The organism is Nocardia sp., from assembly GCF_025465275.1.
Classification (GTDB): Bacteria; Actinomycetota; Actinomycetes; order Mycobacteriales; family Mycobacteriaceae; genus Nocardia.
This window is the reverse complement of record NZ_JAODNK010000087.1, coordinates 1-13,217: the sequence shown is the minus strand read 5'-3', so window position 1 is coordinate 13,217 and position 13,217 is coordinate 1. Positions and strand designations below refer to the sequence as shown.

Below are 13,217 nucleotides of genomic sequence, written 5' to 3'. Positions count from 1 at the left end.
ATGAGACCGGTCGATGGCTCGTCCGGTACAGCCCCGACCGATGTTCGGTTCTGATCGGGCTGGCATTGCTGGCCATGGATCGGGGCGAGGACGATATCGAACTGATCCAGATCGTCGGCCTGCTCTCCGACACCTTCGGATGGCTTGCGGCTGATGCTCTGAAGCGGCGTTTCGGTGGCGAGGCCCTGGTGTGGCTGGCCGAGCGAATTTCGGGCTCGAGCCGTATCCAGGTTGTCGAAACCCTCTGCCTGCCCGGTAGCAGCGCTTCCCGTTCCTGGCTGTTGCGGCGATCGTGTCAGAGGGATTTCTACGACGCGTACTACGCGGGCACGGTCGCCACCACTGCGCACCTACATGAGGCGATCATCGCGGACGACGTGGACGATGAGTTGGTCGATCACACCGGTCGACTGCTGCTGAGCATGGCCGGTGCCAGTGGGATGGGTATGACGTGGGAGTCCTATCCGCCGATCCGCATTGTCCTCGACGCCTATATTCGCCAACTCGCTCGCCGAACACCGAGCGCGGAACGCTATCTGAACGCCGCGCGGCTGCTCGACAACCTGGTAACCCATGAACCCGACGGTTTCAGCTTCACTACTGAGCAGCGGGACGATGTGGTGAACCGATATCTCTGGATGCTTCATCGCCCGAATTGGACCGAGGCCGTTCGGGCCGGAATCGACCCGAACGATGTCCACCTCACTCGGTTCGTGCGAACTGTTGCGCCACGACTGGGACTACCGGCCCTCATCGTCCTCGACGATGAACGGTAGGAAAGCATTCCAATCGCCAGGGGTGAAGGTCAGGGCTGGGCCGGTGGGGTTTTTGGAGTCGCGGACGCCTATGGTGCCGTCGTCGAGCCACGCCACTTCGACGCACTGGCCGCCTGATTCGCTGTGGCTGCTTTTGAACCAGTGCGCTCCGGGCAGGTCAGTGGTCACGCTCGTGCTCCTTCGCTACCCGCCGCAATAGATCTCGAGTGTCGTTCTCGCTCAGGCACGTTGCGCGAATGCCGGACGCCAGTTCATCGTAGCGCTGGATTTCGTCGGGCTTCTCGAGGTAGACGTCGCTGCTGGGTCCGCCCTCGAGGTAGACGATCGGGGGTTCGACGGGTTTGCCTCGGGTGTCCGCGCCGAAGTCGAGCAGGACGAATTGGCCGTGCAGGATGCCCCAGGTCAGGCCGGCGTCGTAGGGGTGGATGCGGATCGAGACATTGGGTAGTTTGCCGATTTCGGCGAGGTGGCGTAGTTGGGTCGCCATGACTTTGCGGTTGCCGATGACTCGATGCAGTGCGGACTCGTGCAGGAGTACTTCGATGTGGAGTCGCCCGGATCTGCGGGTGACTATGTGCTGTCGCCGCATTCGCACTTCGACGCGGCGTTCGATGTCCTCGGGTGCGCCGTCGCGATAGAATGCACCGATCAAAGCCCTTGCGTAGTCGCGGGTTTGGAGCAGTCCGGGAACCTGCTCGTGATAGAAGACCAGCTGCCGCGCCGAGGCCTCGAGTCCGATATACATATTGAATTCATTGCTGAACAACCCGCCGAAGGCGTGATACCAACTCTTCGATCTGGCCTGCTCGGCAAGTTCGACGGCTTGCGTGCTGTCCGCCGGGTCCACGCCGTAGACCTCGCACAATGCCCTGACGTCCTGCTTCTGGATGCGTTGATTGCGCCCGGCCTCCAGTCGCTGGAGCGCCGATTTCGACAGATCCGCGAGCTTGGCCGCGACCTCGATCGTCAACCCGTCCTTTTCCCGCTCCTCCCGCAGCAGTCGGCCGAGTTGCCGTCTGGGGAGTGTCGATGCCGCCCCGTCATCGTCGTCATTGCTGGTCATCGGTTCTACCTTCGGTCTGCGGACTCGAATCAACCGTGTTCAGTAAGTGATTCCGTTGTACCGCGTACGTGGGTCGGGTCGTGGGTGAATGGGCGGATTCTCCCCGGGATCCCATTTTCGCTGAATTCGCAAGGGTGCCAATGGTGTGCTGGTTCCACCGCACTTGCCCGAATCACGGGAGGTTCCAACGATGTTCGGCTCCGAGATGGACAGCACGAGCGAGGTCGAGGTTCGTGTGCTTTGTGAAGTGATCGAGGCGGTCGATGGGTGGCTGCGGGAGTACGAGCGGGCCGGGCGGCCGGTCATCGCACCGCGAGCGCAGGTGTACGCCAGCGTTATTCACGCCGTACTGGCCAGTGCACGGGCCGGCGGCTATTACGGGCCGGGCAGTCTTGCGAGCGCGCCGCTGCTGGATGCGATCCTCGCGGGCCCCGAGATAAATTCTTGGGACGACGCGGTTTTGGCTGTGCTCATGCCGAGTGTCGAGAGCCGGGAGGTGGTGGAGGGCACGCTCTGAAAGCTCAAGGGTGACAAGCTCGCTCCGCACGAATCGGATCGGTCGCGCCTGCCGGGGGCCATGGGTAGCATGTGCGGCGAACGGGTCGGCGGGGCGTATTCGATCACTGGACAGAGTGGCCGCCGCGTACCTGGGGAGGAGAGTGGGGGGACGCTGTGGTGACCAGTGATCTGCACGACCGCGCGGCGACCGGGGACGTCGCCGCCATGCACGACCTCGGCTACGCGTTGGAGAAGGCGGATCCGCCCGATCTGATCGAAGCGTCGCAGTGGTACGAGCGGGCGGCGGCGGGCGGTCACCGGTGTGCGATGAACGACCTCGGCAGGCTGGCCGAGAACAAGAATCCGCGGGATGTGCGGACGGCGCGGGAATGGTACGAAAGAGCCGCCGCGGCAGGTCATGTCGATGCCTATTTCCGGCTCGGCTATCTGCTCGCGGAGCTTGCCGATCCACCTGACCGGATCGCATCGCTCGAGTGGTACACGAAGGCTGCCGAAAGCGGCAGCAACACAGCCATGTACAACCTCGGCCAGATCTACAACTACTCGGTCGACCCGCCGGATTTCCTGGCAGCGCGGCGCTGGTACGAGCAGGCCGCGGCGGCCGGGTACACCGATTCGCTGTTCAAACTCGCGTACATGCTCGCCGAACGCGTGAATCCGCCGGACTACCTCGGGGCCCGGCAGTGGTACGAGAAGGCCGCCGAAAACGGCAGTGCCGCAGCTATGTACAACATCGGCCAGCTCTACCGGTACAACCTCGAACCGCATGATCTCGTCGCCGCCCGCAGCTGGTACGAGAAGGCCACCGCGGGTGGCCATGCGGACGCGCCGTTCGCGCTCGGTGTACTGGCCGAAGCCGATGGCGACCTGGGCGCCGCGGTCATCTGGTACGAGAAGGCCGCGGCCGCAGGGCAGGCCGGTGCCATGAACAATCTCGGCACGCTGTTCCAGAGCAAACTGGCGACGCCCAATCTGCCCGCCGCCATCGAATGGTACGAGCGCGCCGCTGCGGCCGGCGACCCGAATGCGCGGGACAATCTGGCGCGACTACCCGGAACCGCCGCTGCGACAGCCGAACCCCGGCCCGAGCTGCTACGCACCGTGCTGCCGGAGCGAGTCGCACGCGCGGGGAGTTCGGAGGTACCGGCGGGCGGGTCGGCCACCTCGGTCGGTGTGACAGCGGTGCTGGAGGCGTTTGTCGACGATGCGGCCTACGCCCGCAACCCTTTCCGGCTCGCGGGGCTGCGCACGGATGCCGATTCGCGCAAGCTGCGCAGTCGAGTCACCGAGATCGAGGCGGCCGAACGGCTGGGTGCACCGCTGGCACGCACCGGCGTGCTGCCGGTGACTCCGCTGCCGGATCCTGCCGATGTGAAGTCGGCTCTCAACCGATTACGCGAACCGGTGAATCGTCTTGTGCAGGAACTGTTCTGGTTCTGGCCCGCCGACGGCGCCGACCCCGCAATGGATTTGCTTGCAACAGGCGATATCGCTGGTGCGGAACGCATTTGGGTCGATCAGGCGGACAAAGACGGAATCGCCGTACACAATCTCGCAGTCCTGCGCCATGTCCAAGGCATGGAGACAGCACGCGGCCGCGCACCCGAAACCTGGCTGGATGCCCTGACCGCATGGGATGCCGCGCTCGGCGATGCCGCGCTGTGGCAGCGATTGCGCGCCCGTGCCGCGCGCATCGACGAGCGCAGGCTGGGCGAACTGGTCCTCGCGGAACTACGCCAGGCGGTTCCGGTAGCGCTCTTGCGCATTCACACCGAGTTGATCGTGCGGGCAGCGGACGACAACAGCTCCGCGACCACCGATGTCCATCTCGAAGTGCTCGATCAGTTCGCCGAGCAGACGGCCCGGTATCCGAGCATTTTCAGTGGCGGGGTGATCGGCGATGCCCGTGATACCGCCGTTCGAAAGCTGGCCGCCCGCCTGAAGTCGATCACTGATGAGGCCTTCGACGCCGGTGCGAAGCAGCCGAAGGAAGCCAATGCGACGGCGCACCGCATGCTCGATCGCGCCCGCGTTCCACTGCAGGTGATCGACCGGCTGCGCCCACCGCCCGATCCGGTAGGCGCGGGCGCCCACGACGATCTGGTGCAGACGGCGATCTCCTGCGATATCAAGTACTTCAATGAGACCAAGGACGCGGCGGCGAGCGAAGCCCTGCTCGAGCGGCTCGGCCCGGTCGCGACCACGGCGGCGACCCGGGCGCGGATGGCCACCGAATGGGAGAGCACCGCGAAGTCCCGCATTGCGGAATTGATCAGCATCGCGCGCCGCGCCATCGAGGTGAGCGAGGGTTCCGGCGCGCAGGCCGCGCGCGAACTGCTCGATCGGTCCCGGTTGCCGCTGGCCCGGGTCCGCGCCGTCCACGGTCCAGACGGTGAGCAGATGGCGAAGTGGCAGGACGCGGTCGCTCGCACCGCCACCTCGTGCACGGTGGCGTACTTCAACAAGTCGGGTGATCTGGATACCGCCGAGCAATTGCTGACCCGGATCCGGCCACTGCCGCAGGGCAGTGACGCACAGGAGTTCGTGGGGGAGCAGTCCGCCGCGCTCGGCCGAATCCGCCAGCAGCGCACCGCAGCCGCGCAGCTGGAGAACAACTGCTGGTATTGCAAATCCAGGCCGAAGGCGGCCGACGGTCACGTCCGGGTGGGCTTGCATCGCGACGTGCAGCACACGGTGAATGGCAAGAAGTGGCGGGCGCTGCATGTCGACGTGCCACGGTGCGCCGTCTGCAAGGAGGAGCACCGCCCGGCGGAACAGCAGCGGACGAATACCGGCGCGGTGTGCGCGATCGCCTGGCTGGTCGCGATCGTTGGATTCTTCATCGGTCTCGCGGCGCACCCGGTATTCGTCGTAGCCGGTATCGCCCTGGTTGTCGCCGTCATTTCGTCGATCGTGCTGGGGTCGATGGACAACGAGGTACAGGAACACACCATGCGGTTCCCGCACGTCACGGATCTGATCGAGCAGGGGTGGAAGAAAGGCGAGCGGCCGGCGTAGCCGCCGCCCGAGAGTGGGAGATGTTCATGGACGGCAAGGATTTCCGGCCGGTACTGGTGGAATTGGCGACGGGGGTATGGCGGCTGCAGGGCAAGCTGGCCGCCGATTACCCGGTCGAGGGGGAGGATCCGGTGAAACTGCTGAGATCGGTGACGCGACAACTGGAATCGATGGCCGATGCGCTCTCCGATGCGGGTGTGCAGGTGCAGTCACATACCGGGGAACCGTTCGATCCCGGCCAATCGGTGGAGGTGGTCGCCTTCTCGCCCTCGGAATCGGTTGCTCGCGAGACCGTTGTCGAAACCATCACGCCCACGGTGTATCTCGACGGCCGGGTGGTGCAAATGGGCCAGATCATCGTGGCCACACCGGAAACCAGCAGCGCTGCACTACACGAAATCTCGGAGGACAATCAATAATGGGCCGATCGACGGTTGATTTCGGAATCGATCTGGGCACCACCAACAGTGCCGTCGCCGTATTGCGCGGCGTCGACGCCGATGTGATCAAGAACAATGAGGATTCCGACACCACCCCGTCGGCGGTGTGGATCGACCGTCGTGATCAGCTGCGGGTGGGGCGCGCGGCGAAGGAACGCAGCGAATCTGATCCGGACAATACGGCGGCCGAGTTCAAGCTGCGCATGGGTACGGCGCGCGAATCGGTGAGCTTCGCCGCCAGTGGGCGCGGATTGAGTCCGGTGCAGCTGTCCGCCGAGGTGCTCAAATCGCTGCGGGCCGATGTGCGGCAGCGACTGGGTGAGGATATCGAGGCCGCGGTGGTGACGGTGCCCGCCGCCTTCGATATGAGCGCCTGCGATGCTACGCGCGCGGCCGCAGAGGCTGCGGGACTGCGGTTTTCGCCGCTGCTACAGGAGCCGACCGCGGCCGCGCTGGCCTACGGCTTCCAGTCCTCGGACGAGGATGCCCGCTGGCTGGTCTACGACCTCGGCGGCGGCACCTTCGACGCAGCGGTCATCCAATTGCGGGACGGCGAATTCACGGTGCTCAACCATCGTGGTGACAATTACCTCGGCGGCAAACTGATCGACTGGCGGATTGTCGAGGAGCTGCTCATTCCGGCGGTGCGCGACGAGTTCGGTTTCACCGATCTGGCCCGTGGGTCGGCGCGCTGGCGGGCGGTGGTCAATAAGCTCAAGCTCAATGCCGAGAAGGCGAAAATTCAGCTGTCGCGGTCGAATTCGGCCGATATCGAGATCGAGCTGGATGACGGTGACGGCCGCCGGGTCGAGTTCTACTACGAAATGCAGCGCGCGGATGTGGAGCGGTTGTCCGAACCGCTGATCACCCGATCGGTGAACCTGTGCCGAAAGGCACTGGAGGAGGCCCATCTCGAACCGGGCGATATCAGCAAGCTGATCCTGGTCGGTGGCCCGACGCTGTCGCCGTATCTGCGTGCACACCTCGGCGACGAGCGGCGCGGCCTGAGCATTCCGCTCGACTTCAGTCAGGATCCGCTGACCGTGGTCGCGCGCGGCGCCGCGATCTTCGCTGGGACACAGCGCATTCCGCAGACGGCCGCGCCGATTGCCGCACCCGGAGGTTTCACTGTTCAGCTCGAGTACCAGCCCGTCGGCCCCGATCGCGAGCCGCTGGTCGTCGGCCGGATCGCTGCAGCCGACGGCAGTGTGCCGGGCGGGCTCACCATCGAGGTGATCAATGCCCAGGCGCGGCCGCCGTGGCGCAGCGGCAAGGTCGCGGTGGGTGAGAACGGGGTATTCAGCACCACCCTGTGGGCGGATACCGGGCGCGCCAATACCTTCGAGCTCGAGCTCACCGACTACGCGGGGGACCGGCGGGCGCTCGAACCCGCAACCCTGAACTACACGGTCGGCGCGGTCGAGACCCAGCCGCCGCTGATCCACACCATCAGCGTCGGCCTGTCCGACAATTCGACCGTGCGCCTGATCGAACGCAATACACCGCTGCCGACCCGCGCCCGCAAGCGCCTGCGGACCTCGGTGGCGATTCATCGCGGCGCCGCGAAGACCGGATTCATTCGAATCCCGGTGGTGGAGGGCGAACATGCGCGCGCCGACCGCAACCGCACCATCGGCTGCCTGGATATCACCGCCGATCAAATCGAACGCAGTGTGCCCGAAGGCAGCGAGATCGAACTGACCCTGGAGATCGACGCCTCACGGATTATGGTCGCCCGCGCGTACCTCCCGTATCTCGATGCCGAATTCGAGAATGTCATCGACCTGCACACCGAAACCCTCCCGGACGCAGACGATCTGCGCCGCAATACCGAGCAGGAACTGCGGCGACTGGAGGAGGTCCGGCAGAAGCACGCCAAGGTCGGCAACCCGACCTCCGGGCTCCTGCTGGAGCGCCTCGAGGAGGAGAAGACCGCCAGCGACACCCAGCAACTCGTCGCCGCGGCGGCCACCGATCCCGATGCGGCAGTTGCCGCCGAACAGCGACTACGCGATCTTCGTGCCGCGATCGACGAGGCCGAAGACGAACTCATGTGGCCGAGCCTCGTTGCCAGAGCGAAGGAAATGCTCGGCTACGTCCGCCCCCGCGTGGACGAGGCGGGCGACGATGTCTACCGCCGCGAATTCGACCAGCACGAGGTCGCCATGCGCCAAGCCATCGACAGCCGCGCCCCCGACCTGCTCCGCCAGCGCACCTCGGAACTCCTGGGCCTCTGGCGCCGCCTCCTCGACCGCACCGGCGAACTCCAGGTCATCATCTTCGAACGCTTCTGCGACGACCGCCACACCATGACCGACCTGGTCCTCGCCGATAATCTGATCACCCAGGGCCACACCGCGGTCCGCGCCAACGACCTCCCCCAACTCCGCACCATCAACACCCGCCTCCGCCACCTGATGGAAGAACCCCCGGCCGACCCCGACCCCTTCAGCACCATCCGCGGCGCCTGACGGTCGCGGGCGCAGGCCGAACGCCGTGGATTAGGCGTACGCAACGGGCCCTACCCCGTCAGGCAGCTGGGCCCGTTCGCGGCTCCGGAGGGCCCCGGCACGCTGCGCTATGATGTCTCGCCGCAGGTATCCGATAGCCCTTGGTTTCGCAGTCACGTGATGCCCCTTCCAATGGTAGGAGAGACACCCGCCGCCGAGGAGCGGGTCAAGGGGGCCGGTGATCGACTCGGCGGCGGGGCCGAGCCTGAGCATCACAGCTTCGAGCAGGGGCGAACCATGGCACTTAGGCTTTGTGTCGAGCCGAAGTGCCATTCATGGGATGTATCGGGGACTGTCAGTATTCGAGCTTGATTACGCTCGCCAACTCCCGCATGTCCGGCGTCAATGTGCGCCGCTTGCTCACGATCGTGCCGAGAATATCGCGCGCATAACGCTGCTGCACAAGCCATTCCGGTGCCGTCCGCCGCACGATACGGAACTCCTCCAGTGCCTCGCTGTAGCGGCCCATCTGCGTGTACGCATTGGCGACGTCGAGCTTGTGCCGCATCCTGCTGGCACCCGCCGGTTCAATCGTCGGTGCCGGAACCTTGGACGCGATCGCGAGCGTCTTCTCCGGCTCGTGGGCGATCACGTGCGATTCGGCGCTGATGTAGGACACCTCGAGGGGGCCGAAGGTGCGGCCCAGTAGCCGCTCCACATACACGTCGTGGCCGATGCGGGCCGCCGCTGCTCGGGTCAGGGAAAGCGCATCCTCCACCTCGTGCGGCTGGTTGTCCCGTATGGCGGCGTTGGCGATCTTCAGCCATAGCCGACCCCACATCCCCACTGATTGCAGGGTGGCGCGGGAGAATCGTGGTTCGAGGTCGTCTGCCCACTGCACGGCCAACGATCGGGCATCGTCCAACCGGCCTTGCCGAAGCAGCGCCCACAGCCGGGTGTCGATCGCCGTCGCCGCCTCGACGTGGGTCTCGGCGACGTCGACAGCACGGCCGAGGACGATATCGGCAGCTTCGAATTGCCGGGTCTGCGCCAGCAGTGAGGCAACCATGTTCAGCGTTTTGAACTTCAGGCCACGTGCGCCTTCGAGGCTGTCCATGTCACGAATCATGTTGGGCAGCAAAACTGTAATTTCACGGTACCGGTCAGCGCTGATCATCGTCTGCACAGTGCCGAGCATCGTCTGGACGCCCTCTGTGGTGGCGGGTTCGTCGGGTTGAGCAATATTGCCGTACAGGGCGCGCATGACAGGCTGCCACTGGGCTTCGGTGTCGCTGTCGGGAATTTCGAAGTCACGCGTGGCCTGTAAGGCGGAAGTGCGGAGATTCATGGCGACCGCGAAAGCGCGCAACGTTTCCAGCCGGGGGTCGTAGTCGCCTTGTTCGATCTTTCGAAGCTGCGACAGCGAGACAATGGCGGCGTCGGCAAGCTCTCGCTGTGTCATGCCTGCCCGCTTACGCGCATTCTTCACCCGATCGCCAACCACACTCATATAGCCCACGCTACGACCGTGCGGTTCGTTCGTGTAGGGGTTCAGCGGTTACGGATCGACCTACGATCGGGCTGCGCCACCACACTCATCGGTGCACGAACGGAGCGCGTCCGAATGGAGTCCCGGCGAGACGTCTGGATGGCAGTGGATACCCACGGACGGCCGCCCGTCACCCCGGCGCGCTTTTGGCCGGGATGTACGGAAGCTAGTTGGCACGCTGCAGGTATGGATCCCGGCCAAAAGCATGCCGGGATGATCGGGCGCATCAGCTTCGTTCTATGGAACCGCCGACCGGAGGCATTTCAGTGCAGGCCGACGGATAGTGCTCGACTTACCTCGGTGAGCAGTGGGACCGCTCGTTCGACGAGCTCTTCGGACATTCGGCCGACCGGGCCGGAGACCGAGATCGCCAGGGCGGCGGGCGCATCGGGCACCGCGACTGCGACGCACCGCACTCCGAGTTCCTGCTCACCTTCGTCCATGGCGTAGCCATTGCGGGCTGCGGCCTCGAGCTGACGGGCGAATTCGCCTGGGTCGGTGAGGGTGTGCTCAGTGTATCGGGGCATTCCGGTGCGCTGCAACAGGTCTCGGGTGCGCTCGGGCGGCATTCCGGCCAGCAACGCCTTGCCGACAGCGGTGCAGTGGGGGAGGACGCGGCGGCCGACTTCGGTGAACATGCGCATTGAATGCCGTGAGGGCACCTGGGCGACGTACACGATCTGGTCGCCGTCGAGCATGGCCATATTGGCGGATTCGCCCAATTCGTCCACGAGCCGCGCGAGGTACGGCCGCGCGCGGATGCTCAGCATGTGCGCGGAGCTTTCGCCCAGCTTGATCAGCTTCGGGCCGAGCACATATTGGCGTGAGGGTTCCTGGCGCAGGTAGCCGAGGTCGACAAGCGTGCGCACCAGCCGGTGGATGGTGGGTAGCGGTAGGCCGGAAGCCGTCGCCAGCTGCGAGAGACCCATCACCCCGCCCTCGTCGGCCATGGTCTCGAGCAACCCGAATGCGCGTTCGATCGATTGAACGCCTCCGGTGCGTCCCTTGACTTCGTTCGCTGCCGTCACTGGCCCTCTCCTCCATGTTTCCGGATGGCGGAAGTCTACCGGCCGATTCGCCGCCAGCGGCACGCACCGAAAACGGCTCGGCTCCTTCGCTACTCCTTGACCGAGCCGGAGCGTGCCTTCTATGATATTCCGCATAACAGAATATTACTTCCGCATTGTGGAATTTACCGGGAGAGATTCATGAGTCATTCGCTTCGTTACGAGGTCAACTGCTCGATCCTGTTCACCGAGCTGCCCCTGCTCGAGCGGCCGGAAGCCGCCCGGCGGGCCGGATTCGACGCGGTCGAGTTCTGGTGGCCCTTCGACCGCCCGGTGCCCAGCGATAAGGAGGCCGACGCCTTTGTCGCCGCTGTCGAGAACGCCGGAGTGTCGCTGGTGGGCCTGAACTTCGCCGCCGGCAATATGCCGCTCGGCGACCGCGGCCTGGTGTCCTGGCCCGCCCTGTCCGCGGAATTCCGCGCCAATATCGACGCCACACTCGACATCGGTGCGCGTCTGGGCTGCCGAATGTTCAACGCGCTGTACGGCAATCGGATCGACGGGGTATCCGCCGAGCGGCAGGACGAGGTGGCGACCGAAAACCTCGGCCTCGCCGCCTGGGCCGCGGCCCGCATCGACGGCACCGTGCTGCTCGAGCCGGTGAGCGGCCCCAACCGCTACCCGCTGCGCACCGCCGCCGACGTACTCGCGGTGATCGATCGGGTCCAAACGGCCACGGGCGCGGCCAATATCGCCCTGCTCGCCGACCTGTATCACCTGGCGGTCAATGGTGACGATGTCGACAAGGTCATCGCGGCGCACACCGCCCGGATCGCTCACGTCCAGATCGCCGACAGCCCCGGCCGTCACGAACCCGGCAGCGGTGACCTGCTCCTGCAGCAGCAGCTGACCGCACTCGAGACGGGCGGATACCGCGGCTGGGTCGGACTCGAATACGCACCCTCCGGCGGCTCCGCCGAGAGCTTGGGCTGGCTGCCGCGCGAGCGCCGCGGTATCAGCTCGTGAATCCGCAATATGACCACATAAACCACTGTTACGCAACGACTTCAGGGATAGTGGAATGAGCAGGATTGCTTTCATCGGACTAGGCATTATGGGCAGCCCGATGGCCGTCCACCTGGCCACCGCCGGTCACCTTGTGACCGGCTACGCCCGCACCACCGTCAAGGCCACACCGCTCGTCGTCGCGGGTGGTCGCGCCACCACCGCGATCGCCGATGCGGTGCGCGGGGCCGACGTGATCTGTGTGATGGTCCCGGACTCACCCGACGTGCGGGAGGTGCTGGCCGGCGAGAAGGGCGTGTTCGACAGCGCCGAGCCGGGCGCGCTGATCATCGACTTCTCCTCTATCCGACCGGATGTGGCCGTCGAGCTCGCGAAAGAGGCTGCCGGGCGCGGCTTCCGGTTGCTGGACGCCCCTGTCTCCGGCGGTGAGGCGGGAGCCGTCGCGGCCACCCTGTCGATCATGGTCGGCGGCGACGCGGCGGACTTCGAACAGGCGCGGCCGCTCTTCGACACCGTCGCCAAAACCGTTGTACACGTGGGCCCCAGCGGCTCCGGCCAGACCGTCAAGGCGGCCAACCAGCTGATTGTCGCGGCGAATATCCAGGCTCTCGCGGAGGCCGTGGTCTTCCTCGAGGCCTACGGCGTGGATATCGAGGCCGCCCTGCGCGTCCTCGGCGGCGGCCTGGCCGGTTCGAAGGTGCTGGACCAGAAGCAGGGCAATATGCTGTCCCGCTCCTTCGAGCCCGGCTTCCGAATCGACCTGCACCACAAGGACATGGGGATCGTCACGGCTGCGGCCCGCGAGGCCGGGGTAGTTGTGCCCCTGGGAGCGCTGGTCGCCCAACTGGTAGCCGCGGCCAAGGCGAACGGCGACGGCGGACTCGACCACAGTGCCCTGCTGCGCGGGGTGGAGCGCCTCAGCGGGCGTGCGGACAAGGAGAACTGAAATGGCACGGATGCGGGCAGTTGATGCGGCGGTCTTGATTCTCGAAAAGGAAGGCGCAACCCAGGCATTCGGACTTCCCGGTGCTGCGATCAACCCGTTCTACAGTGCGATGCGGGCGCACGGCGGGATCCGGCATGTGCTCGCGCGGCACGTCGAGGCGGCCTCGCATATGGCCGAGGGGTACACCCGTGCCGCTGCGGGCAATATCGGTATCTGCATCGGTACCTCCGGGCCTGCGGGCACCGACATGATCACCGGGTTGTATGCGGCGAGTGCGGATTCCATTCCGATCCTGTGCATTACCGGGCAGGCGCCGGTGGCGAAGCTGCACAAGGAGGACTTCCAGGCAGTCGATATCGCCTCCATCGCCGCGCCGGTGAGCAAGTGGGCGGTCACCGTGCTGGAGCCCGCGCAGGTGCCGGG

The 13,217-nt window shown here is 65.5% G+C and carries 12 protein-coding genes; 8 read left to right on the top strand and 4 right to left on the bottom strand.

What is annotated here, in order from left to right:
* Nucleotides 1-776: hypothetical protein (locus JWN03_RS21170; protein WP_297617653.1), on the top strand; the 776-nt coding region annotated here is incomplete at its 5' end.
* On the opposite strand, the gene JWN03_RS21165 is transcribed toward JWN03_RS21170, so the two are convergent.
* Nucleotides 741-944: a DUF397 domain-containing protein gene (locus JWN03_RS21165; protein ID WP_297617650.1), complete on the bottom strand. Its 204-nt coding sequence runs from the start codon at nt 942-944 to the stop codon at nt 741-743. The two genes, JWN03_RS21170 and JWN03_RS21165, sit on opposite strands and share 36 nt — an antisense overlap.
* On the bottom strand, nt 934-1,839 hold the full coding sequence (locus JWN03_RS21160) for a helix-turn-helix domain-containing protein (protein ID WP_297617647.1): 906 nt from the start codon (nt 1,837-1,839) through the stop codon (nt 934-936). Before JWN03_RS21160 ends, JWN03_RS21165 begins: the two co-directional genes overlap by 11 nt.
* A gap of 190 nt (nt 1,840-2,029) precedes the next feature.
* Here JWN03_RS21160 and JWN03_RS21155 point away from each other — a divergent pair, with 190 nt between their 5' ends.
* From JWN03_RS21155 to JWN03_RS21140, 4 genes are all read left to right on the top strand, one after another.
* The gene (locus JWN03_RS21155; protein ID WP_297617644.1) at nt 2,030-2,356 is read left to right on the top strand and encodes a hypothetical protein; all 327 of its coding nucleotides are present in this window, start codon (nt 2,030-2,032) and stop codon (nt 2,354-2,356) included.
* A 158-nt stretch (nt 2,357-2,514) separates the two neighbouring features.
* Nucleotides 2,515-5,376: a tetratricopeptide repeat protein gene (locus tag JWN03_RS21150; protein WP_297617641.1), complete on the top strand. Its 2,862-nt coding sequence runs from the start codon at nt 2,515-2,517 to the stop codon at nt 5,374-5,376.
* A gap of 26 nt (nt 5,377-5,402) precedes the next feature.
* Nucleotides 5,403-5,795: a nucleotide exchange factor GrpE gene (gene grpE, locus JWN03_RS21145; RefSeq protein ID WP_297617638.1), complete on the top strand. Its 393-nt coding sequence runs from the start codon at nt 5,403-5,405 to the stop codon at nt 5,793-5,795.
* Complete coding sequence (locus JWN03_RS21140; protein WP_297617635.1) at nt 5,795-8,287, top strand: Hsp70 family protein; 2,493 nt, start codon at nt 5,795-5,797, stop codon at nt 8,285-8,287. The genes grpE and JWN03_RS21140 overlap by 1 nt, the downstream gene beginning before the upstream one ends.
* Nucleotides 8,288-8,621: 334 nt before the next feature.
* Here the strand turns inward: JWN03_RS21140 and JWN03_RS21135 are convergent, their stop codons facing one another.
* Both JWN03_RS21135 and JWN03_RS21130 read right to left on the bottom strand, forming a co-directional pair.
* Complete coding sequence (locus JWN03_RS21135; RefSeq protein ID WP_297617656.1) at nt 8,622-9,776, bottom strand: helix-turn-helix domain-containing protein; 1,155 nt, start codon at nt 9,774-9,776, stop codon at nt 8,622-8,624.
* Between the two features lie 302 nt (nt 9,777-10,078).
* Entirely contained in the window at nt 10,079-10,843 is a 765-nt protein-coding gene (locus JWN03_RS21130) for an IclR family transcriptional regulator (protein ID WP_297617632.1), read from the bottom strand.
* 180 nt (nt 10,844-11,023) lie between these two features.
* Here JWN03_RS21130 and JWN03_RS21125 point away from each other — a divergent pair, with 180 nt between their 5' ends.
* The 3 genes from JWN03_RS21125 to JWN03_RS21115 all read left to right on the top strand — a co-directional run.
* Nucleotides 11,024-11,848: a hydroxypyruvate isomerase family protein gene (locus JWN03_RS21125; protein ID WP_297617630.1), complete on the top strand. Its 825-nt coding sequence runs from the start codon at nt 11,024-11,026 to the stop codon at nt 11,846-11,848.
* Nucleotides 11,849-11,903: 55 nt separating this feature from the next.
* Entirely contained in the window at nt 11,904-12,794 is an 891-nt protein-coding gene (locus JWN03_RS21120; RefSeq protein ID WP_297617627.1) for a 2-hydroxy-3-oxopropionate reductase, read from the top strand.
* Nucleotide 12,795: 1 nt separating this feature from the next.
* Nucleotides 12,796-13,217, top strand: a 422-nt coding sequence (locus JWN03_RS21115) for a thiamine pyrophosphate-binding protein (protein ID WP_297617624.1), incomplete at its 3' end; no start/stop codon positions are given.